21 protein-coding genes and 1 riboswitch are annotated in these 20,294 nt (G+C 70.3%); of the genes, 13 read left to right on the forward strand and 8 right to left on the reverse strand.

What is annotated here, in order from left to right:
- The first annotated feature begins 196 nt into the window (after positions 1-196).
- The 4 genes from RTL41_RS00125 (at position 197) to RTL41_RS00140 (ending at position 3,102) form a co-directional block, all read left to right on the forward strand.
- Positions 197-787 carry a DNA-3-methyladenine glycosylase I gene (locus tag RTL41_RS00125; RefSeq protein ID WP_312160102.1) on the forward strand — a complete coding sequence of 197 codons (591 nt, stop codon included), beginning with the start codon at positions 197-199 and terminating at the stop codon, positions 785-787.
- On the forward strand, positions 787-1,410 hold the full coding sequence (locus RTL41_RS00130; protein ID WP_312160103.1) for a ribonuclease HII: 624 nt from the start codon (positions 787-789) through the stop codon (positions 1,408-1,410). The genes RTL41_RS00125 and RTL41_RS00130 overlap by 1 nt, the downstream gene beginning before the upstream one ends.
- 88 nt (positions 1,411-1,498) lie before the next feature.
- The gene (locus RTL41_RS00135) at positions 1,499-2,581 is read left to right on the forward strand and encodes a site-specific DNA-methyltransferase (RefSeq protein ID WP_312160105.1); all 1,083 of its coding nucleotides are present in this window, start codon (positions 1,499-1,501) and stop codon (positions 2,579-2,581) included.
- 5 nt (positions 2,582-2,586) lie between these two features.
- On the forward strand, positions 2,587-3,102 hold the full coding sequence (locus RTL41_RS00140) for a GrpB family protein (protein ID WP_312160106.1): 516 nt from the start codon (positions 2,587-2,589) through the stop codon (positions 3,100-3,102).
- On the opposite strand, the gene mutY is transcribed toward RTL41_RS00140, so the two are convergent.
- A complete protein-coding gene (mutY, locus tag RTL41_RS00145; RefSeq protein WP_312160107.1) occupies positions 3,099-4,145 on the reverse strand; it encodes an A/G-specific adenine glycosylase in 1,047 nt (348 codons plus the stop codon). The two genes, RTL41_RS00140 and mutY, sit on opposite strands and share 4 nt — an antisense overlap.
- Positions 4,146-4,202: 57 nt before the next feature.
- Between mutY and RTL41_RS00150 the strand changes: the two genes are divergently transcribed.
- The 9 genes from RTL41_RS00150 to RTL41_RS00190 all read left to right on the forward strand — a co-directional run bounded on the left by RTL41_RS00150 (position 4,203) and on the right by RTL41_RS00190 (position 12,346).
- Entirely contained in the window at positions 4,203-4,745 is a 543-nt protein-coding gene (locus tag RTL41_RS00150; RefSeq protein ID WP_312160109.1) for a DciA family protein, read from the forward strand.
- 86 nt (positions 4,746-4,831) lie between these two features.
- The gene (locus RTL41_RS00155) at positions 4,832-5,446 is read left to right on the forward strand and encodes a DsbA family protein (RefSeq protein ID WP_312160111.1); all 615 of its coding nucleotides are present in this window, start codon (positions 4,832-4,834) and stop codon (positions 5,444-5,446) included.
- Positions 5,447-5,449: 3 nt separating this feature from the next.
- Complete coding sequence (locus RTL41_RS00160) at positions 5,450-6,061, forward strand: thioredoxin domain-containing protein (protein ID WP_312160113.1); 612 nt, start codon at positions 5,450-5,452, stop codon at positions 6,059-6,061.
- Positions 6,062-6,077: 16 nt separating this feature from the next.
- A complete protein-coding gene (locus RTL41_RS00165) occupies positions 6,078-9,521 on the forward strand; it encodes an AAA family ATPase (protein WP_312160114.1) in 3,444 nt (1,147 codons plus the stop codon).
- Positions 9,522-9,748: 227 nt separating this feature from the next.
- Positions 9,749-10,099 (forward strand): AtpZ/AtpI family protein, encoded by a 351-nt coding sequence (locus RTL41_RS00170; RefSeq protein ID WP_312160115.1) that lies wholly within the window; start codon positions 9,749-9,751, stop codon positions 10,097-10,099.
- A gap of 16 nt (positions 10,100-10,115) precedes the next feature.
- Positions 10,116-10,901 (forward strand): F0F1 ATP synthase subunit A, encoded by a 786-nt coding sequence (locus RTL41_RS00175; protein WP_312160117.1) that lies wholly within the window; start codon positions 10,116-10,118, stop codon positions 10,899-10,901.
- 49 nt (positions 10,902-10,950) lie between these two features.
- The gene (locus RTL41_RS00180; RefSeq protein ID WP_056016592.1) at positions 10,951-11,175 is read left to right on the forward strand and encodes a F0F1 ATP synthase subunit C; all 225 of its coding nucleotides are present in this window, start codon (positions 10,951-10,953) and stop codon (positions 11,173-11,175) included.
- Positions 11,176-11,252: 77 nt separating this feature from the next.
- Positions 11,253-11,849 (forward strand): hypothetical protein, encoded by a 597-nt coding sequence (locus tag RTL41_RS00185; RefSeq protein WP_312160123.1) that lies wholly within the window; start codon positions 11,253-11,255, stop codon positions 11,847-11,849.
- The gene (locus RTL41_RS00190; RefSeq protein ID WP_312160125.1) at positions 11,849-12,346 is read left to right on the forward strand and encodes a F0F1 ATP synthase subunit B; all 498 of its coding nucleotides are present in this window, start codon (positions 11,849-11,851) and stop codon (positions 12,344-12,346) included. Before RTL41_RS00185 ends, RTL41_RS00190 begins: the two co-directional genes overlap by 1 nt.
- 10 nt (positions 12,347-12,356) lie before the next feature.
- Here RTL41_RS00190 and RTL41_RS00195 read toward each other — a convergent pair whose 3' ends face one another.
- The 7 genes from RTL41_RS00195 to RTL41_RS00225 form a co-directional block, all read right to left on the reverse strand.
- Positions 12,357-12,743 carry a PGPGW domain-containing protein gene (locus tag RTL41_RS00195; RefSeq protein ID WP_312160126.1) on the reverse strand — a complete coding sequence of 129 codons (387 nt, stop codon included), beginning with the start codon at positions 12,741-12,743 and terminating at the stop codon, positions 12,357-12,359.
- 140 nt (positions 12,744-12,883) lie between these two features.
- Complete coding sequence (gcvPB, locus tag RTL41_RS00200) at positions 12,884-14,467, reverse strand: aminomethyl-transferring glycine dehydrogenase subunit GcvPB (RefSeq protein WP_312160127.1); 1,584 nt, start codon at positions 14,465-14,467, stop codon at positions 12,884-12,886.
- The gene (gcvPA, locus tag RTL41_RS00205; RefSeq protein WP_312160130.1) at positions 14,467-15,810 is read right to left on the reverse strand and encodes an aminomethyl-transferring glycine dehydrogenase subunit GcvPA; all 1,344 of its coding nucleotides are present in this window, start codon (positions 15,808-15,810) and stop codon (positions 14,467-14,469) included. The genes gcvPB and gcvPA overlap by 1 nt, the downstream gene beginning before the upstream one ends.
- A gap of 51 nt (positions 15,811-15,861) precedes the next feature.
- Positions 15,862-16,227 (reverse strand): glycine cleavage system protein GcvH, encoded by a 366-nt coding sequence (gene gcvH, locus RTL41_RS00210; protein ID WP_312160131.1) that lies wholly within the window; start codon positions 16,225-16,227, stop codon positions 15,862-15,864.
- A 15-nt stretch (positions 16,228-16,242) separates the two neighbouring features.
- A complete protein-coding gene (gene gcvT, locus RTL41_RS00215) occupies positions 16,243-17,355 on the reverse strand; it encodes a glycine cleavage system aminomethyltransferase GcvT (RefSeq protein WP_312160133.1) in 1,113 nt (370 codons plus the stop codon).
- A gap of 162 nt (positions 17,356-17,517) precedes the next feature.
- Positions 17,518-17,611, reverse strand: a riboswitch (glycine riboswitch).
- A 76-nt stretch (positions 17,612-17,687) separates the two neighbouring features.
- The gene (gene argS / locus RTL41_RS00220) at positions 17,688-19,523 is read right to left on the reverse strand and encodes an arginine--tRNA ligase (RefSeq protein WP_312160135.1); all 1,836 of its coding nucleotides are present in this window, start codon (positions 19,521-19,523) and stop codon (positions 17,688-17,690) included.
- Complete coding sequence (locus tag RTL41_RS00225; protein WP_312160137.1) at positions 19,520-20,203, reverse strand: Tat pathway signal sequence domain protein; 684 nt, start codon at positions 20,201-20,203, stop codon at positions 19,520-19,522. Before RTL41_RS00225 ends, argS begins: the two co-directional genes overlap by 4 nt.
- Positions 20,204-20,294 lie beyond the last annotated feature (91 nt).

Below are 20,294 nucleotides of genomic sequence, written 5' to 3' on the forward strand. Positions count from 1 at the left end.
AAACGCCGATAGGGCTCCAACGCCCTGGCGCACAAGCCGCCGGCGCGCCGGCGCGAAGCGCCGCCGATCGCGTCGCCCCGCGACAACCGGCGCCCTGGCGGCCCTATCGTCAGTTTGCTGCAAGGCGGCGGACGGAAACCTGCCGATGGATCGCCAGCGCTTGAAGCCCTCCCCGCCGAAAGCCAAGACTGCGCCCATGACCGGCGACCTGATTCGATGCGGCTGGCGCGGCATGGCCGGCGACGCCCTCTACGAGGCCTATCACGACACCGAATGGGGCGTGCCGGAGTACGATTCCCGCGCCCTCTGGGAGAAGCTCGTGCTCGACGGCTTCCAGGCCGGCCTCGCCTGGATCACCATCCTGCGCAAGCGCGAGGCCTTCCGCGAGGCCTTTGCGGGCTTCGATCCGGAGGTCGTCGCCCGCTTCGGCGAGGCCGAGCGCGCCGCCCTGATGGCCAACGCCGGCATCGTCCGCTCGAACGCCAAGATCGACGCCGCCATTCAGGGCGCGCGGATCTATCTCGACATGCGCGAGGCGGGCGAGGACTTCAGCCAGTTCCTGTGGAGCTTCACCAACGGGCGGGTGATCCAGAACCAGTGGAGCGAGATCGGCCAGGTCCCGGCCCAGACCCGCGTCGCCGAGGAAATGTCCAAGGCCTTGAAAGCCAAGGGTTTCAAGTTCGTCGGCCCGGTGATCGTCTACGCCTTCATGCAGGCCACCGGCTTGGTCAACGACCACCTGACCTGCTGCCACCGCCACGAACAAGTCAAACGGCTGGTGCGTTGATGCCGGACATGATGCTCGAACTGGCCTGTCCAAGCGGCCCCGTCTGCGGGGTGGACGAGGCCGGCCGCGGCCCCTGGGCCGGACCGGTCAGCGCCGGCGCCGTGATCCTCGACCCGGGCCGCGTCCCGGGCGGCCTCAACGATTCGAAGAAGCTCAGCGCCAAGGCCCGCGACGCCCTGGAGCTGGAGATCAAGGCCAGCGCCCTGGCCTGGGGCGTCGGCTTCGCCTCGGTGGACGAGATCGCCGAGCTCAACATCCTGCACGCCACCGGCCTGGCCATGCGCCGCGCCGTCGAGGCCCTGGCCATCGCCCCGGCCTTCGCCCTCGTCGACGGCAACTACCGATTCAAATTACCCTGTGAAATCAAGACCGTGGTCAAAGGCGACTCGATCAGCGCCTCGATCGCCGCGGCCTCGATCCTGGCCAAGGTCGCCCGCGACCGGCTGATGGTCGAGATGGACGGCCTCTATCCCGGCTACGGCTTCGCCGGCCACAAGGGCTACCACGCCCAGGTCCATGTCGAGGCGCTGCGCGCCCTCGGCCCCTGCCCGATCCACCGCCGCGGCTGGGAGCCGATCCGCCTGGCCCTCATCGAGCGCGGCGAGCTGGACGCGGCCGGTTAACCAAGATCAACGGCCGTTAACCACGTTCGGTAAAACCCCCTTCACCACGATGACTCAGGATTCTGACTCCGGACATCGAGGTGAGCTTATGGGCGTTCTGGCCGACACGATCATTCAAGGCGACTGCATCGAGGAGCTGAAGAAGCTGCCCGAGAAGTCGGTCGACCTGGTCTTCGCCGACCCGCCCTACAACCTCCAGCTCGGCGGCGACCTGCTGCGTCCCGACAATTCCAAGGTCGACGCGGTCGACGACCACTGGGACCAGTTCGAGAGCTTCGCCGCCTACGACAAGTTCACCCGCGCCTGGCTGACCGAGTGCCGCCGGGTGCTCAAGGACGACGGCGCCCTCTGGGTGATCGGCAGCTACCACAACATCTTCCGGGTCGGCGCGACCTTGCAGGACCTGGGCTTCTGGCTGCTGAACGACATCGTCTGGCGCAAGTCCAACCCGATGCCGAACTTCAAGGGCACCCGGTTCACCAACGCCCACGAGACCCTGATCTGGGCGGCCAAGGGCCGCGGCTCGCGCCGCTACACCTTCAACTACGACGCCATGAAGATGGCCAACGACGACGTCCAGATGCGCTCGGACTGGACCTTCCCGCTGTGCACCGGCGAGGAGCGCCTGAAGGACGAGAACGGCGCCAAGGCCCACCCGACCCAGAAGCCCGAAGCCCTGCTGCATCGGGTGATCCTGGCCTCGACCAAGCCGGGCGACATCATCCTCGACCCGTTCTTCGGCACCGGCACTACCGGCGCGGCCGCCAAGCGCCTGGGCCGCCGCTATATCGGCCTGGAGCAGGACGAGAAGTACGTCGCCCTGGCCAAGGACCGGATCTCGAAGATCGTCCCCATCGCCCCCGGCGACCTGGAGGTCACCGGCTCCAAGAAGTCCGAGCCGCGCGTGCCGTTCGGCCAGGTGCTGGAGGCCGGCCTGCTCAGCCCCGGCGACGCCCTCTACTGCCCCAAGGGCGAGCGCATGGCCCGCGTCCGCGCCGACGGCAGCCTGGTGGTCGGCGACCTCTCCGGCTCGATCCACAAGGTCGGCGCCATGGTCCAGTCGGCCCCCGCCTGCAACGGCTGGACCTACTGGCACTTCAAGTCCGACAAGGGCCTGGCCCCCATCGACGTCCTGCGCGCCAAGATCCGCCAGGCGATGCCGGCGGCCTGAAAACTGTGACTTACGGCCTCGGGCTCGAGCGGACCGCCAATCGCCTGGCGGCGTCGCACCCACTGTGGGGACAGGCCTTCGAAGAGGAGGCCGTCCGCATTCGCGCGGCGGTCGGCCCGGACGTTCTGGCGATCGAGCACTACGGCAGCACGTCGGTGTCGGGCCTCCCGGCCAAACCGATCATCGACCTGCTGATCGGCGTCACTGACCTCTCCGTCGCCGACCGCCATGCGCCGGCCATGATCGCGCTGGGCTATGACGACTCTGGGAACGGCGGCGTCGAGGGCCATCGCATCTTCGGCAAGGGCGCAGCGCGCACCCATCTAGCCCACTTCGTCGTCTACGAGGGCCCGGAGTGGACCGCGACCCTGCGGTTCCGCGATCTGCTCCGCGCCGATCCCGAACTGCGCGCCGCTTACGAACAGTTGAAGACCCGGCTGGTCGCGGAGCATCCCACGGATCGCCCAGCCTACACGGCCGGGAAGTCGGCGTTCATCCTGGCGACGCTGGCCCGCCCCTAGAGCAAATTGCTCAACCCCGCCCGCGCGGCCTTCAGGAACACGCTGGGCAGGGCGTCCAGCCCCGCGCGCGGCGTCCAGATCAGCCCCTCGGCGTCGCCCTCGGCCCGCAGCAGGCGCAGGGTCAGGCTGAAGTGGGTGAAGACGTGCTCCACCTCCCCCACCGCCCGCCAGTCGGCGGGGGCCGGGGCGACGGCGGCGGCCTCCTCGTCGGTCCAGCCGACCGCCCGCCAGTCGCTGGTCGGCAGGGCCAGCATCCCGCCCAGCAGGCCCTTGGGCGGGCGGCGCACCAGCGCCACCTCGTTCCCGCGGGTCAGGATATAGGCCACGCCGTTGCGGTGCGGCCGCGCCGCCTTGGCCAGCTTGCGCGGATAGGTCTCCGGCTCGCCGCCGGCCAGGCCGGCGCAGACCTCGGTCAGCGGGCAGCGGTCGCACAGCGGCGCCTTGGGGCGGCAGACCGTCGCCCCCAGGTCCATCAGCGCCTGGGCCCAGTCGCCTGGCCGGTGGTCGCGGACCAGCGAGCCGGCCAGCGCCTTGAGTTCGGCCTTGCCGTCGGGCAGCGGCGTCTCGACCGCGAACAGCCGCGCCATCACCCGCTCGACATTGCCGTCGACGACGTTGGTCGGCAGGTCGAAGGCGATCGCGCCCACCGCCGCGGCCGTGTAGGGGCCAAGCCCCGGCAGCGCGCGCAGCCCCTCCTCGCTGTCTGGAAAGACGCCGCCGTGATCGCGCGCCACCGCCCGCGCGCAGGCCAGCAGGTTGCGGGCGCGGGCGTAGTAGCCGAGCCCCGCCCAGGCCGCCATCACCTCGCCGTCCTCCTCGGCCGCCAGGTCGCGGACGCTGGGCCAGCGACGGGTGAACTTCAGGAAGTAGGGCGCGGCGTGCGGCACCGTGGTCTGCTGCAGCATCACCTCCGAGAGCCAGACGCGGTAGGGGTCGGCGCGCACGCCCAGGCCATGGTCGGCCGGCCCCACCCGCCAGGGCAGGTCGCGGGCGTTGGCGTCGTACCAGTCGAGCAGGCGGGCGCGGAGGGTCTCGGGTGTCACGCCTCCTGGCTACCCGATCCTCGCCTCGGGCGGGAGCCTTGTTGTAGGATGGCGGCGATGGCCCGCCCCCTGCCCACGCCCGCCGAAGCCGCCGAGATCCTGGCGCGCAAGCGCACGCGGCCGCAGCGCCGGGCGCCGCCGGTGGCCGGGCGGGGCCTGACCAGGCTGCTCAAGGAGCTCGACGCCAAGTACGGCCAGGGCCCCGGCGCGCTGCAGGCGCGCTGGCGCGAGATCGTCGGCGTCGAAATGGCCAGGCGCACCGAGCCGGTGAAGCTGACCAAGCCGCGCGGCGGCGGTCCGGGCGCGCTGGAGATCCGCGTCGCCGGCGCCTCGGCCGCGCTCATCCAGCACCAGGCCCACGAGATCGTCGCGCGGGTGAACCTGTTCCTCGGCGAGGGCGCGGTGAACAAGCTGCGCATCGTCCAGGGTCCGCTGCGGGCGACCGGCGCCGACCTCAAACCCGTGCGCAAGCGGACCGTCCCGCTCGACGCCGCCCAGGAAGCCGCGCTCGCCAAGAGCCTGGAGAACGCCCCCGACGGCCCCCTGAAAGCCGCATTGCTGAGGTTGGGTCGCGGCGTGATGCGGCGGAACGCCGGCTGACCCCGGTTGACTTTGCCCCGGCCGCCACGTTCCTCCGGCCGGGAATCGCGCTTTAATCTTTCATTCGGAATTCCGCAGAGGTGCAAATGCCGAACTTCAACCGTCGCCTTCTCGTCGTCGCGGCCCTGGGCGCGCTCGCCCTGGCCGGCTGCTCCAAGGGCGGCGGCGGGTCCGTCGACACCGCCGACATGACCCTGGGCGACCCTAACGCCAAGGTGAAGATGGTGGAGTACGCCTCGCTGACCTGCAGCCACTGCGGGACGTTCAACAACGAGGTCTTCCCCGAGTTCAAGAAGAAGTACATCGACACCGGCAAGGTGCATTACACCTTCAAGGAATTCCTGACCCCGCCGAACGAGGTGGCCGCCGCCGGCTTCCTGACCGCGCGCTGCGCCGGCAAGGACAAGTACTTCCAGGTCACCGACGCCATCTTCCACGCCCAGCAGGAGATGTTCACCACCGGCGACATGCGCGGGGTCCTGCTGCGCACCGCCCAGTCGGCCGGCATGACCGAAGAGAAGTTCAACGCCTGCATCACCGACGAGGCGGCGCTGAAGGCCCTGAACGACCGCGTCGAAAAGGCCGTCAAGGTCGACAAGATCAGCGCCACCCCGTCCTTCGTCATCAACGGCAAGAAGGTCAAGGAAGGCGAGATGAGCCTGGCCGAGCTCGACGCCGCCGTCGCCGAGGCTTCGAAATAGGCCATGCGCCAGCCGAACCGCCGCATCGCCGTAGCCGCCCTCGGGGCGCTTGCGCTGAGCGCCGGTTCGGCCCCGGCCGCGCCGCCGCTCACCGGCGACATGTCGCTGGGCGATCCGAGGGCCAAGGTGAAGATGGTGGAGTACGCCTCGCTGAGCTGCACCCACTGCGCCGTCTTCAACAACGAGGTCTTCCCGGCCTTCAAGAAGAAGTACATCGACACCGGCAAGGTCCACTACACCCTGCGCGAGATCCTGACCCCGCCGGCCCAGGTGGCCGCGGCCGGCTACATGACCGCCCGCTGCGCCGGCAAGGACAGGTACTTCACCGTGGTCGACGCCGTGTTCCGCGGCCATGACGAGATGGTCAGGACCGGCGACGCGCGCGCGGTCCTGCTCGCCGCCGCCAAGGCCGGCGGGCTGAGCGAGGCCCAGTTCGAGGCCTGCCTCTCGGACAAGGCCGGGCTCGACGCGCTCAACGCCCGCGTGGCCAGGAACGCCCAGGACGGCGACATCTCCGGCACCCCCACCTTCGTCTTCAACGGCGAGAAGGTGAAGGAAGGCGAGATGACCGCCGCCGAACTCGACGCGGCCGTGGCCGCGGCCTCCAAGCGGTAGGAGGCGCCCCCGGCCCGTGCATTTCCAGAGGCTCCGACTCTCCGGCTTCAAGTCCTTCGTCGATCCGACCGAGTTTCGGATCGAGCCCGGAGTCACGGGCGTCGTCGGGCCGAACGGCTGTGGCAAGTCGAACCTGCTGGAAGCGCTGCGCTGGGTGATGGGCGCCAACTCGGCCAAGGCGATGCGCGCCGGCGGCATGGACGACGTGATCTTCGCCGGCTCCGGCAATCGCGCCTCGCGCAATCACGCCGAAGTCGTCCTGACCATCGACAATTCCGACCGCCGCGCCCCGCCGGCCTTCAACGACGCCCCGGTGCTGGAGGTCGTGCGGCGGATCGATAAGGGCGCCGGCTCGACCTACAAGATCAACGGCCGCGAGGTCCGCGCCCGCGACGTCCAGTTGCTGTTCGCCGACGCCTCGACCGGCTCCAATTCCCCGGCCCTGGTGCGCCAGGGGCAGATCTCCGAGCTCATCGCCGCCAAGCCGCAGAACCGCCGCCTGATCCTGGAGGAGGCGGCCGGCGTCTCGGGCCTGCATTCGCGCCGCCACGAGGCCGAGCTGCGCCTGCGCGCGGCGGAGACCAACCTCGCCCGCCTGGACGACGTCGCCCGGGAGCTGGAGACGGCGCTGGGCCGCCTGAAGCGCGAGGCGCGCCAGGCCGAACGCTACAAGAAGCTCTCGGCCGAGATCCGCGCCCTGCAGGGCGCGGTGCTGTTCGCCCGCTGGTCCGAGGCTCGCGACGCCGCCGCCCGCCTGCGCGAGGAGGCCGCCGCCGCCGCCGCCGCGGTCGAGGCCAATACCCGCGAGGCCGCCGCCGCGACCACCCGCGCCGCCCAGGCCGAGGAGGCGATCAAGCCGCTGCGCGAAGCCGAGACCATCGCAGCGGCGATCCTCAACCGCCTGGCCATCGACAAGGACCGGCTGGAGCGCGAGGGCGAGGCCCTGGCCGCCGAAGTCGAGCGCCTGACCAGCGACCTGACCCGGATCGAGGCCGACCGCGCCCGCGAGACCCAGATCGCCCACGACGCCGAGGCCGCCCTGAAGCGCATGGTCGAGGACCTGGAGGCGCTGGAGGCCGCCATCGCCGCCGCGCCCGAGCGCGCGCCCGAACTTGAGGCCGCCGCCCGCGCGGCCGAGGACGCCCGCATCGCCGCCGACAAGGCGGTCGAGGAACTGGCCGCCCAGGCCGCCGCCGACGAGGCCCGCCGCCGGGCCGGCGCGGCGCGGGTCGACGAGGCGCAGAACCGGGTCTCGCGGACCCGCCGCGCCCTCGACCAGGCCAAGGGCGAGCGCGCCCAGCTCGGCCCCGCCGTCACCCCGCAGATCGAAGAGGCCCGCGCCGAACTCGAGCGCGCGCAAGCCGCGCTGGCCACGCTCCGCGCCGCACTCGAAGCGGCCGAGGACGAACGCGGCAAGGCCGCCGCCGCCGAGGCCGAGGCGCGCGAAGTCTCGCGCAGGCAGGACGAGCAACTCGGCCGGCTGACCGCCGAGGCCCGCGCCCTGGCCCAGATCGTCGCCCAGCAGCGCCGAGGCGGTTTCGCCCCGGCCCTGGATTCAGTCGCCCCCGCCCGCGGCTACGAGCGCGCCGTCGCCGCCGCCCTGGGCGACGACCTCGACGCGGCGCTCGATCCCAAGGCCCCGGCCTTCTGGGGCGGCGGCGAGAGCGCCCCCGCCGCCTGGCCGCCCGGGGCCGAGCCGCTGGGCCCCAAGGTCAAGGCGCCCGAGGCGCTGGCCGCCCGGCTGGCCCACATCGCCGTCGTCGCCCGCGAGGACGGCGAGCGCCTGCAAAAGGGCCTGCCGCCCGGCGCGCGGCTGGTCTCGAAGGAAGGCGACCTCTGGCGCTGGGACGGCTTCGTCGCCCGCGCCGACGCCCCCAAGCCGGCCGCCATCCGCATGGAGCAGAAGACCCGGCTGGCCGAGGTCGAGAGCGAGATCGAGACCCTCGCGCCCAAGGCCGCCGACGCCAAGGCGGCGTTGCAGTCGGCCTCGGCCCGCGTGCGCGCCGCCGAGGACGCGCTGAAGGCCGCGCGCCGCGAACCGCCCGCCGCCGAACAGAAGGTCGCCGTCGCCCGCGGGAACCTGGAGAAGCTGGATCGCGAGGCAACCCGCCGCGAAGCCCAGGCCCAGTCGCTGGACGACATGATCGGCCGCTTCGAGGCCGAGCTGGCCGACGCCGAGCAGATCCTGGCGGTGGCGATCGCCGAGACCTCCAGCAGCGGCGAGCCCGGCGACCTCGCCGAACGCCTGGGGAAGGCGCGCGCCGCCGCCGGCCCGGCGCGCGAGGCCGCCGCCGCCGCCCGCTCGGCCCTGGAGCTGGAAGTGCGCGAGCGCGACGGCCGCGCCCGGCGGCTGGAGACCCTGAAGCGCGATCTCGACGACTGGACCCGGCGCGGCAAGACCGCCGCGCGGCGGCTGGACGACCTGGCCGAGGGCCGCGCCAAGGTGCAGGCCAATCTCGACAAGGCGCTGGAGGCCCCGGCCTCGCACCAGGAGCGGCTGGGCAGGCTGCTGGACGAACTGGCCGCCGCCGAGGCCCGCCGCGCCCAGTCCGCCGACGCCCTGGCCCAGGCCGAAGCCGCCCGCACCGAGGCCGACCGCGCCCTGCGCGCCGCCGAAAGCGCCGCCGGCGAGGCCCGCGAGCTGCGCGCCTCCCTCGCCGCCAGGCTGGAAGCGGCGCTCGAACGCCTGACCGAGATCACCGGCCAGATCCGCGAGACCGCCCGCATCGAGCCCGAGCAGCTCGGCCGCAAGCTGGCCGACGAGGCCGTCGCCATCCCCACCGACGCCGGCGGCATGGAGGCCCACCTCTACAATCTGGAGCGCCAGCGCGATTCGATCGGGGCGGTGAACCTGCGCGCCGAGGAGGAGGCGAACGAGCACGCCGCCCGCCTCGACACCATGATGAGCGAGCGCAGCGACCTGACCGGCGCCATCGCCCGCCTGCGCCAGGGGATCGACGAGCTCAACGGCGAAGGGCGCGAGCGCCTGCTGGCCGCCTTCGAGGTCATCAACGAGCACTTCAAGGCGCTGTTCCAGGCCCTGTTCCAGGGCGGCCAGGCCGAGCTGCGGCTGGTCGAATCCGACGACCCGCTGGAGGCGGGCCTGGAGATCTACGCCTGCCCGCCCGGCAAACGGCTCTCGACCATGAGCCTGATGAGCGGCGGCGAGCAGGCCCTGACCGCCTGCGCCCTGATCTTCGGGGTGTTCCTGGCCCAGCCGGCCCCGATCTGCGTGCTGGACGAGGTCGACGCCCCGCTCGACGACGCCAATGTCGACCGCTACTGCAACCTGCTCGACGAGATGCGCCGGCGCACCGAGACCCGTTTCATCACCATCACCCACAATCCGGTGACCATGGCCCGCATGGACCGGCTGTTCGGGGTGACCATGGCCGAGCGCGGCGTCTCGCAACTGGTCTCGGTCGATCTGCGCCAGGCCGAGGCCATGGCGGCGCAGTAAGGCGAGGTTCCGCAAGGGAATCCTGGTCCTGGTCCGGGTCCGTTCCGCGCGGACCGGCCCCACGCCCGGTGGACGAGTTGTCGCGACGCCGATTTTTTCAATAAATACAAAGCGCTAAATCACACAACCCCAGCCTTGACGCACTGCACCCGCGTCTATAGGTTCCGCGCGACTTGAAGCCCCGGCCGCGGCGGGCGACGTCGTGGTTCCATAAGGCCGCCCGACGCATGCCGCATCCGGACAATTCGCGCGACGAGGCGATCAGGCGCCTCGACGAAAGGGCTGCGGCGCTGGAACAGCGCACAACCCAGACGCCGCGCGACTACGGCTCCAAGGCCGCCGGCTACGGCTATCGCCTCATGGGCGTGCTGATAGGCGGCGTCTTTGTGGGGCTGGGCTTTGGAGCTGGGGCGGACGTTGTTCTGAAAACGGCGCCTTGGGGGATGATCACCGGAGTCCTCGTGGGCTTCGGCGTTTCGATTTGGATGGCCGTTCGCTCGGCCCAGCGCATGTCCGCCGAAGCGGCGAGGGAGTGGGGTCCGCCTCAGGATCTCCCCCCCGACGACGAGGACGATTGAAGGAGTTCGAGGCGGCATGGCCGACCCGATGCATCAGTTTGAGATCCAGAAGGTGCTGGATCTGCCCGCCATCACCCTTCCGGGCATCGGCGCGATCGACATGTCGATCACCAACTCCACCGTGGCCATGCTTCTGGCCGCGGCGTTCGTGGTGGTGTTCTTCGCGGTGACCACCGCCAAGGCCGCCGTCGTGCCGGGCCGCCTGCAGGTCATCGGCGAGGGGGTGTTCAGCTATATCGACGACCTGGTCGTCGGGATCATCGGCCACGAGGGCCGCAAGTTCTTCCCCTACATCTTCACCCTGTTCATGTTCATCCTGGCGATGAACATGCTGGGCCTGTTCCTGGTCTTCACCGCGACCTCGCAACTGGCGGTCACCGCCTCGCTCGCGGTCATGACCATCCTGATCGTGATCGTCTACGGCGTGATGCGTAACGGCCTGAACATGTACAAGCTGTTCGTGCCGTCGGGCGTGCCCTGGTACATGCTGATCCTGGTCACCCCGATCGAGATCCTCTCCTTCCTCCTGCGCCCGGTCACCCTGGCCCTGCGTCTGTTCGGCAACATGCTGGGCGGCCACGTGGCCCTGAAGGTGTTCGCCGGCTTCGTGGTCTCGCTGAGCGCCCTGGGCATGACCGGCGGGCTCGCCTCGCTCGGCTTCGCCGCCGCGGCCCTCTCGCTGGGCGGCGTCGTGGCCCTGACGGCGCTGGAGTTCCTGGTGGCCTTCCTGCAGGCCTTCGTCTTCGCGGTTCTGGCCTGCGTCTATCTCAACGACGTGGTCAATCTCGGCCATCACCACTGATCGGCCGATCACTCTTCAACTCTTCAACTTTCAAACGGGACTGAAAACTATGGACGCGGAAGCTGCTAAGTACATCGGCGCTGGCCTGGCGACCCTCGGCATGATCGGCGCCGGCGTCGGCGTCGGCACCATCTTCGGCCACTTCCTGGCGGGCGCCACGCGCAACCCGTCGGCCGCCGGCGGCCAGTTCACCAACCTGATCCTCGGCGCGGCTCTGACCGAAGCTCTGGGCATTCTGGCCTTCGTGCTCGGCCTGCTCATCCTCTTCTCCTAAAGCCAGTCTCGCAGGTCCCGAGGGGCGCGTCGTCATCGTCGCGCCCTGACCTGCGTTTATAAGGACGCCTAAGCCTTATGGCCGCCGAGACCCCAAACCACGCCGAGACCGCCGGCGCCGATCACGGAGCCCACGCTCCGGCCGGCACGACGGAAGTCGCCGCTCATGGCGGCGGCGAGAGCGGCGGTCTGCCTCAGTTCCGCATGGAATACTGGGGCGGTCAGATCGTCTGGCTCTTCCTCATCTTCGCTGTCCTCTACATCCTGCTGGCCAAGGTCTTCGTGCCGCGGCTGCGCAAGATCAAGGACAACCGCGCGGCGACCATCGCCGACGCCGTGAACCAGGCGCGCAGCGTCCAGGCCGAAGCCGAGGCGCAAGCCAAGGCCGCTCAGGCCGAGATCGACGAAGCCCGCAGCCGCGCTCGCGGCCTGGCCGTCGAAGCCAAGGCCAAGGCCGCGGCCGAGCTGGCCGCCAGCCAGAAGGCCGAGGACGAGCGTCTGCAAGCCCAGATGGACGAGGCGGAAACCCGCATCCGCGGTCTGCGCGATCAGGCCATGTCCAACGTCCGCGGCATCGCCGGCGAGACGGCCCAGGCCATGGTCGAGAAGCTGACCGGTCAGAAGGTGACCGCGGCTGAAATCGACGCGGCGCTGACCGCTCAAGGAGCCGCGTGATGCCTGAGTTGCTCGCTGAAGCCGAAACATGGGTGGGCGTCGGCCTGCTCATCTTCCTCGGCATCGTGATCTTCGTGGCCAAGGCCCCGAAGGCCATCAACACCGCGCTGGACGCGACCACCGCCAAGATCCAGGCCGACCTGGACGAAGCGGCCCGCATCCGCGAGGAGGCCCAGCGCCTGCTGGCCCAGCTCAAGGCCGAACGCGCCGAAGCCGAGGTTCAGGCCAAGGAGATGCTGGCCGCCGCCCACGACGAGGCCCGCCGCTACGAGGCCGAAGCCAAGGCGAAGCTGGAGGAGAGCCTGGCTCGCCGCCAGCAGCTCGCCGAGCGCAAGATCGCCAACGCCGAGGCGCAAGCCGCGGCCGAGGTGAAGGCCGCCGCCGCCGACCTGGCGGCCCAGGCCGCCGAGGTGGTGCTGACCAAGCGCCTCTCGGGCGTGAAGACGGATCCGCTGGTCGACCGTGCGATCAGCCAACTGGGCTCCAAGCTCCAGTAGGACCTACGGTTTAGCGCCGGCGTCTGAAAAGGCGCCGGCTGCGAACCATGAAGCGAAGGCCCTTAGGCGCCAGAAGACGCTCGATCTTCAAAGCCTGATGCCAGGACATCTGCAAAATCTGCGGGTCGCGCCGCAGCAGCCGCCGGATCGGCGAGATCACCCGCGGGTGGGCGTGATGCAGGCGCACGAACTGCCGCCTCGCCTTGAACGAGTTGCGCAGGATCACCATCAGGCCGACGACGATCACCGGGATCCCGCCCGGTCCCGGCAGCGGCGCGATGAGAATGCCGGCCAGCACGATCAGGCCGCCGACGACGACCAGCCCAAAGCGCACGAGCCGCCCCGCGAGATCGCGGGTGACGTCGTCGGGGGCGCGATGGCCGCGCACGCTGGGCATGGCGAGTGACACGTTCAGAACCTGGATTGAGCCCGCGCGCCGAACTGGGGGAGGACCAGCGGTCGGGCGTCCTGCCGATATGAGAACCTATCTAGGACTCGTAAAGGCGATCCTGCGGTTAAATTTCGTCCACCCGGCGGCTATTGCGCCGCGAGCGGCGCCGGGGACACACCCTTGTCATCGGGACGCCACGTAAGACGCGGCTTGCGGGCCGCCAGCGTCTCGTCCAGCCGCCGCAGCGGCGCCAGGTAGGGGGCGCCCTTGAAACGCTCGACGTCGCCCGCCTTGGCCGCGTGGGCCAGGGCGATCAGCGCCTCGCAGAATCGGTCCAGCTCCTGCTTGGGCTCGGTCTCGGTCGGCTCGATCAGCATCGCCCCGTGCACGACCAGCGGGAAGTACATGGTCATCGGGTGGAAGCCCTCGTCGATCATCGCCTTGGCGAAGTCGAGCGTGGTCACCCCCGTCCCCTCCAGCCAGGCGTCGTCGAACAGCGCCTCGTGCATGCACGGACCTTCGGAGAAGGCCGGGCTCATCACCGGCGACAGCCGCGCCTTGATGTAGTTGGCGTTCAGCACCGCATCCTCGGCGACCTGGCGCAGGCCGTCGGTCCCGTGGCTGACCATGTAGGCGTAGGCGCGGACGAACATGCCCATCTGGCCGTGGAAGGCGCTCATGCGGCCAAAGCCGGCCGCGGCCTCGCCGACCGTCTCCTCGACCAGCTTGAAGCCGCCCTCGCCCGACACCACCCAGGGGGCCGGCGCGAAGGCCGCCAGGGCTTCGGAGAGCACCACCGGCCCCGCGCCCGGCCCGCCGCCGCCGTGCGGCGTCGAGAAGGTCTTGTGCAGGTTGATGTGCATGGCGTCGACGCCCAGGTCGCCCGGGCGCACCCGGCCGACGATGGCGTTGAAGTTGGCGCCGTCGCAGTAGAAATAGGCCCCGGCCTCGTGGGTCAGGCGGCCGATCTCGATCACGTCGCGCTCGAACAGCCCGCAGGTGTTCGGGTTGGTCACCATGATCGCGGCGACCTCGGGCGACAGCTTGGCGGCCAGGTCGGCGATGTCGACGCGGCCGTCCTCGGTCTGGGCGATCTCGACCACCGAATAGCCCACGAAGGCGGCGGTGGCCGGGTTGGTGCCGTGGGCCGAGGTCGGCACCAGCACCGTGCGGCGACGCCCCTGCCCCTTGGCCTCGTGCGCGGCCTTGATGGCCAGCAGGCCGCAGAGCTCGCCGTGGGCGCCGGCCTTCGGCGACAGGGCGACGGCCGGCATGCCGGTCAGGGTCTTCAGCCAGTGGGCCAGGCGGTCCATCAGCGCCAGCGCGCCCTGGACAGTCGACTGCGGGGCCAGCGGGTGCAGGTCGGCGAAGCCGGCCAGGCGCGCCATCTTCTCGTTCAGGCGCGGGTTGTGCTTCATCGTGCACGAGCCGAGCGGATAGAGCGCCAGGTCGATGGCGTGGTTCTTCTGGCTCAGCCGCACGTAGTGGCGCATGGCTTCCGGCTCGGAGAGGCCCGGCAGGCCGATCGGCGCGGCGCGGACCAGGTCGCCCAGGTCCGAGGCGTCCTGCGACGCCGGCGCCAGGTCGACGCCGGTCTTGTCCCAGCCGCCCATCTCGAAGATCAGAGCCTCGTCCTGCAGCAGGCCGCGGCCGCCGGTCAGCGAGCCATGCCCCGCGGTCTCGGCGGCGCCTTCGGGACGGGTGGGGCGGCCAACGTTCAGCATGGTCATTACGCGGTCCTCCCGGCGAGCGCCTGGGCGAAGGTCTGGATGTCCTGGGTGGTGGTGGTCTCGGTCGCCGCGACCAGCAGGACGTCGTCCATGCCGGCGCCGGGGTCGAGCCGCGAGAACGGCACGCCGGCCACGACGCCGTCGGCCAGCAGGGCCTCGACGGCCGCGGCCGCATCGCCCTTCAGGCGGATGGCGAACTCGTTGAAGAACCGCGGGGTCAGCACCTGCACGCCCGGCACGGCGGCCAGGGCGTCACGCAGCTCGCGCGCCCGCGCGTGGTTCAGCGCCGCCAGCTCGCGCAGGCCGCGCTCGCCCAGCAGCGACAGGTGGATGGTGAAGGCCAGGGCGCAGAGGCCCGAATTGGTGCAGATGTTCGAGGTCGCCTTCTCGCGGCGGATGTGCTGCTCGCGGGTCGAGAGCGTCAGCACGAAGCCGCGGCGGCCCTCGGCGTCCACGGTCTCGCCGCAGAGGCGGCCGGGCATCTGGCGCACCAGCTTCTCGCGGCAGGCGAACAGGCCGACATAGGGGCCGCCGAAGTTCAGGCCGTTGCCGATCGACTGGCCCTCGGCCACGGCGATGTCGGCGCCCATCTCGCCCGGCGACTTCAGCAGGCCATAGGAGACCGCCTCGGTGGTCACCACGATCAGCAGCGCGCCGGCCGCATGGGCCGCCTGCGCGATCTTCGTCACGTCGGTCACGACGCCGAAGACGTTCGGCGTCTGCACGACCACGGCGGCGGTGTCGCCGTCGATGGCGTCCAGCACCGCGGCCTCGGCGTCGATCGCCGCGGCCTGGCGCACGATGTCCATGCCCTCGGCATGGGCGATGGTCTGGGTGGTCGCCGCATAGTGCGGATGCAGGCCGCCCGACAGCACCGCCTTCTTCCGGCGGGTGACGCGCTGGGCCATCATCACCGCCTCGGCGCAGGCCGTGGAGCCGTCGTACATCGAGGCGTTGGCCACCTCCAGCCCGGTCAGGGCCGCGACCTGGGTCTGGAACTCGAACAGCACCTGCAGCGTGCCCTGCGCGATTTCCGGCTGATAGGGCGTGTAGCTGGTCAGGAATTCCGAGCGCTGGATGATGTGGTCCACCGTCGCCGGAACGTGGTGCTTATAGGCCCCTGCCCCGCAGAAGAACGGCCCCGCCCCGGCCGGGCGGTTCATCGCCGCCAGGCCGGAGAGCTCGCGCTCCACCTCCATCTCGCCCGCATGCAGCGGCAGGTCGAACAGCTCGGCCTTGCGCGCGGCCTGCGGCACGTCGGCGAACAGGTCGTCGATCGAGCCGGCGCCGATGGTCGCCAGCATGTCGGCGCGATCGGCGGGGGTAAGGGGCAGGTATCTCATCAGCTTCTTCTTTCCCGCTCATCCCCGCGCAGGCGGGGACGGGCGGTGTGATTACAGGGTCCCGAGGAAGGCTTCGTAGGCGTCGCGGTCCATCAGCGCCTCGACCTCCGCCGGGTCGGCGACCTTCACCTTGGCGAACCAGCCCAGGCCTTCGGGCTGGTCGTTGACCGTCTCGGGCGCGTCCGACAGGGCGGCGTTGCCCTCGATCACCTCGCCCGAGATCGGGGCGTAGACGTCCGAGGCGGCCTTGACGCTCTCGACCACCGCCAGGTTGTCGCCGGCCTTCACGGTCTTGCCCGCTTCCGGGACCTCGACGAACACCACGTCGCCCAGTTGCTCGGCGGCATAGGCGGTGATGCCGATGGTCGCGACGTCGCCCTCGAGGACGACCCACTCATGATCCTTGGTGAAACGCATCCGGGTGGTCCTCTCTCAGAGCTTGCGGACGTAACGATGGGGAACGAAGGGCATGGCCGTGACCTCGGCGGTCTGGGCCTTGCCCCGCACGATGACCTTCAGCTTCGAACCGGCCGCGGCGTGGGCCGGCGGCACGAAGCCCATGGCGATCGGCTTGCCCAGGCTGGGCGAAAAGCCGCCGGACGTGACCACGCCGATCACATTGCCGGCGTCGTCGGTGATCTGCGCGCCCTCGCGGGCCGGCGCGCCTTCCAGCACGACGAAGCCGACGCGCTTGCGGCTCACGCCCTCGGCCAGTTCCTTGGCGATGCGGGCCGCGCCCGGGAAGTCGCGGGCGTCGCGGCGCTTCTTGGAGACCGAGAAGGCCAGGTCCGCCTCGACCGGGCTGACGCTCTCGTCGACGTCGTGGCCGTAGAGCGGCAGGCCGGCCTCCAGGCGCAGGCTGTCGCGCGCGCCCAGGCCGATCGGCCGCACGCGCGCGTCGGCCAGCAGGGTGTTCCAGACCCGCTCGGCTTCCGAGGCCGGGATCGAGATCTCGTAGCCGTCCTCGCCGGTATAGCCCGAGCGCGAGATGATCGCGTCGGTCCCGAAGGCGCTCATCGTCCGGGCGTCCATGAACACCATGCCCGCCGCCTCCGGCGCGTGCTGGGCCAGGACCTCGGCCGCCTTGGGGCCCTGCAGGGCCAGCAGCGCGCGGTCCTCCAAGCGCTCGATGCGCACCTGGCCGGCCAGTTCGTCGTCGATGACCTTGAAGTCGTTGTCCTTGCAGGCGCCATTGACCACCACGAACAGGCCGTCGTCGTCCGGACGCGCGGCCATCAGGTCGTCGATGATGCCGCCCTTCTTGTTCAGCAGCACCGAATAGCGCTGCTTGCCGGGCTTGAGGCCGATGAAGTCGCCGGGCGTGACCTCCTCGAAGGCCGACAGCGGCGAGACGCCGCGCAGCCGCGCCTGGCCCATGTGCGAGACGTCGAACAGGCCGGCGTTCTCGCGGGTCCAGAGATGCTCCTTCAGCACCCCGTCCTTGTACTGCACCGGCATGGAATAGCCGGCGAACGGCGCCATGCGGGCGCCCGCGGCGATGTGCGCGGCGTTGAGGGGCGTGGTCTTCAAGTTCTCTTCGGACACGTCGGACTCCGGCTGATGACCTCGCGAGCGCGCACGCGGGCCTGGCCCTCGCCACGTTCGCGCCCCCGCTGTCCCTGAGCCTGAGAGATTTCGGGGCCGCGCCTGGCGATCCCTTGCTCCTTCGGCGAGCGCAGGTTTCCCGGCGCTACTTTCCAGCGTGCATCAGCTCGCGCGGTCCTTTTGCCTGAGCGTTTCCGGGGCGGTTGCGCCTTCGGCTCCGGACCCCGAAAGGCCCGATCTCTCCCGCGAGAGTCGGCGCATAACTCTTCGATCGCCGAAGGGGAGTCAACGCGCAAAGCGTCCCGCGCCGCCCCAGGCGCGAGAGCTTGTCGTCACATGCGCTCGGGCGCCTCGATGCCGAGCAGGTCCAGCGCCTGTTCGAGCTGGCGCAGGGTGGTCTGGGCTAGGGCCAGGCGCGAGCCTTTCACCGCCGGTTCGGCGCTGAGGATCGGGCAGGCCGCGTAGAACTTCGAGAACGCCTGGGCCAGCTTGTAGGCGTGCTCGGCGATGAAGTTCGGGGCCTTCTTGTCGTAGGCGTCGACCAGCGCCTGGTCGAAGGCGTCCAGCAGCAGCACCAGGTCGCGTTCGGCCGGTTCGCTCACCACGATCGGCCCGGCCTGGGCGCCCTCGGCCTGGGCCTTGCGCAACAGCGATTTCACCCGCACCGCCTGATAGAGCAGGTAGGGGCCGGTCTTGCCCTCGAAGCTGGAGAAGCGGTCGAGGTCGAAGACGTAGGACGTGCCGCGGAAGTTCTGCAGGTCAGCGAACTTCAGCGCCGCGACCGCCACCTTGTGCGCGGTGTCCTCGAAGGTGTCGGGATCGAGCTCGGCGCCCAGCCCCGCCTCGTGCAGCCGCTCGCGCGCCTTGTCGCGGGTCATGACGATCATGTCGTTCAGCTTCAGGACGCCGCCCTCGCGGGTCTTGAACGGCTTGCCGTCGGTCCCGTTCATGGTGCCGAAGCCGACATGCTCCAGGCTGCCCCTCTCGGCGTAGCCGGCCAGGTAGGCGGCGCGGAACACGATCTCGAAATGGTCGGCCTGGCGCTGGTCCACGGCGTACAGCACATGGTCGGGGCCAAAGCTCTGCTTGCGGTCGAGGATCGTCGCCAGGTCGGTGGTGCCGTACATGGCCGAGCCTTCCGACGAGACCACCAGCAGCGGGTCGGGGCTCGGGACCACCACCACCGAACCGTCGGGCAGCTTCTTCTTCTTGGTCTCGTTCGGGCCGGCGACGTGGACGATGCGCGCGCCCTGATCCTCGACCAGCAGGCCCTTGGCCTCCAGGTCCTCGACCATCGGCTTGATCAGCTCGTCGACGTCGCTCTCGCCCTTCCAGAGGTCGAAGTCGACGCCCAGGGCGTGGAAGTCGCGCTCCAGGGCGACCTTGGTCACCTTGGCGAAGTGCCGCCACAGCAGGAAGTAGCCGCGCTTGCGGGCCTGCAGCTCGGCGGTCAGCTTGCGCGCGCGGTCGCGATAGTCGGGCTCGGTCTTCCCGCGGGCCGCGGCCATCGGATAGAGCCGGTCGAGGTCGGCCAGGCTGACCTTCTGGTCGAACAGGGCGAAAGCCGCCGCCTCGTCCTGCGGGCTCACCTCGGAGCTGGCGTTGAGCTGCTCCACCAGGCTGGCGATCGCCGCGTCCTCGTCGGTGACCGCGCCGATCAGCAGGCCCATCTGGTAGCCCCAGTCGCCGAAGTGGGCGTCGCCCAGCACGGTGTCGCCGCGGAACCGGTAGATGCGCTTGAGCGACTCCCCGATGATCGAGGAGCGCAGGTGGCCCACGTGCATCGGCTTGGCGACGTTGGGGCCGCCGTAGTCGATCATCACCTTGCGGGCGGTCTCGACGTTCAGCGCCCCCAGGCGCGGGTCGGCGGCGATCTCGGCGGCGCGGGCCGACAAGGCCTGGTCGCTGACGCGCATGTTGATGAAGCCCAGGCCCGCGGCCTCGACCGAGGCCAGGCGCGGGTCGCCGGCCAGGTTCGCCACCACCTCGGCGGCGATCTCGCGCGGGTCGCGCTTGGCGACCTTGGCGGCCGGCAGCGCGCCGTTGCATTGGAAGTCCGCCAGGTCGGGCCGGTCAGACGGCGTCACCCGGCCAAGCTCGGCCGGCAGTCCCGCCGCGGCGAAGGCGGCGGCGACCGCTTCGCTCAGGCCCCTTTTCAGGTCACTCATTTGTTTTCGTTGGTGTTCCCGGCGACGGTCGACCCGGCGTTGAGCCGGAAGCGCTTACCCTCGCGGTTGAAGGCCGCCATCTGCGGCGTGACGTCGAAACCGACCAGCACTTCGAAATTGGCGCCGCTGGTGGTCATGGTGGCGCGCGGAATGGTGATCTGGTTGATCGTCTCGGTCGCATAGACCCGATCCTGCCCGGCCGCGAAGTTGATCGGCAGGTTGAAGTATTCCTTGGCCAGCACCGACTCGCCGCGCTGGGTCACCGCCACCCAGTAGCGGTAGGTCTTCGAGGAACCCTCGGCCTGCGGGCCCTTGCCCAGCTCGAACAGGATTTCCATGGTGACCTTGATCGGCTCGGCGTCCTTGTACTGGCAGCCGGCCGAAATCCCCTGGATCTCGCCCGAATAGCCGACGGCGGCCGAGGCCTCGCGGTTGTCCTTGAACTCGACGTAGCGGGCCGCGTCGTACAGCACCTTCACATAGGGGCACGGGCCGGCGTTGCGCAGTTGCGGCAGCGGGGCCTGGACGTCGCTCCATTCCGAATCGCGCTTGCGCTTCTTGGAGGCCTCTTCCTGCTGGCGCTGCTCGTCGTTCCCACGGCGTTGGGCGAGCGCCAGCTCGGGAACCGTGGACCCGGCAAAGATCAGGCCGGCGGCAAGCAGCATCAGGGAGCGGCGCATCGGGGGTCGTCCAAAGCCAGAGGGGCGCAGCCGCCCCTCCGGGCGCTGCGCATGCGTCACCCCTAGTAATGGCTATCGATTGAGGCCGCAA

Source organism: Phenylobacterium sp. (genome assembly GCF_031984885.1).
Lineage (GTDB): Bacteria > Pseudomonadota > Alphaproteobacteria > Caulobacterales > Caulobacteraceae > Phenylobacterium.

What these genes read in the sequence shown, in the direction of transcription:
- RTL41_RS00185 (WP_312160123.1), top strand. Translation starts at nt 11,253, where the DNA reads ATGGCCGCCGAGACCCCAAACCACGCCGAGACCGCCGGCGCCGATCAC.
- argS (WP_312160135.1), bottom strand. Translation starts at nt 19,523, where the DNA reads ATGAGTGACCTGAAAAGGGGCCTGAGCGAAGCGGTCGCCGCCGCCTTC.
- RTL41_RS00225 (WP_312160137.1), bottom strand. Translation starts at nt 20,203, where the DNA reads ATGCGCCGCTCCCTGATGCTGCTTGCCGCCGGCCTGATCTTTGCCGGG.
- RTL41_RS00180 (WP_056016592.1), top strand. Translation starts at nt 10,951, where the DNA reads ATGGACGCGGAAGCTGCTAAGTACATCGGCGCTGGCCTGGCGACCCTC.
- gcvH (WP_312160131.1), bottom strand. Translation starts at nt 16,227, where the DNA reads ATGCGTTTCACCAAGGATCATGAGTGGGTCGTCCTCGAGGGCGACGTC.
- RTL41_RS00190 (WP_312160125.1), top strand. Translation starts at nt 11,849, where the DNA reads ATGCCTGAGTTGCTCGCTGAAGCCGAAACATGGGTGGGCGTCGGCCTG.
- RTL41_RS00175 (WP_312160117.1), top strand. Translation starts at nt 10,116, where the DNA reads ATGGCCGACCCGATGCATCAGTTTGAGATCCAGAAGGTGCTGGATCTG.
- RTL41_RS00160 (WP_312160113.1), top strand. Translation starts at nt 5,450, where the DNA reads ATGCGCCAGCCGAACCGCCGCATCGCCGTAGCCGCCCTCGGGGCGCTT.
- RTL41_RS00135 (WP_312160105.1), top strand. Translation starts at nt 1,499, where the DNA reads ATGGGCGTTCTGGCCGACACGATCATTCAAGGCGACTGCATCGAGGAG.
- RTL41_RS00155 (WP_312160111.1), top strand. Translation starts at nt 4,832, where the DNA reads ATGCCGAACTTCAACCGTCGCCTTCTCGTCGTCGCGGCCCTGGGCGCG.
- gcvPA (WP_312160130.1), bottom strand. Translation starts at nt 15,810, where the DNA reads ATGAGATACCTGCCCCTTACCCCCGCCGATCGCGCCGACATGCTGGCG.
- RTL41_RS00130 (WP_312160103.1), top strand. Translation starts at nt 787, where the DNA reads ATGCCGGACATGATGCTCGAACTGGCCTGTCCAAGCGGCCCCGTCTGC.
- RTL41_RS00170 (WP_312160115.1), top strand. Translation starts at nt 9,749, where the DNA reads ATGCCGCATCCGGACAATTCGCGCGACGAGGCGATCAGGCGCCTCGAC.
- RTL41_RS00125 (WP_312160102.1), top strand. Translation starts at nt 197, where the DNA reads ATGACCGGCGACCTGATTCGATGCGGCTGGCGCGGCATGGCCGGCGAC.
- gcvPB (WP_312160127.1), bottom strand. Translation starts at nt 14,467, where the DNA reads ATGACCATGCTGAACGTTGGCCGCCCCACCCGTCCCGAAGGCGCCGCC.
- RTL41_RS00195 (WP_312160126.1), bottom strand. Translation starts at nt 12,743, where the DNA reads ATGCCCAGCGTGCGCGGCCATCGCGCCCCCGACGACGTCACCCGCGAT.
- RTL41_RS00150 (WP_312160109.1), top strand. Translation starts at nt 4,203, where the DNA reads ATGGCCCGCCCCCTGCCCACGCCCGCCGAAGCCGCCGAGATCCTGGCG.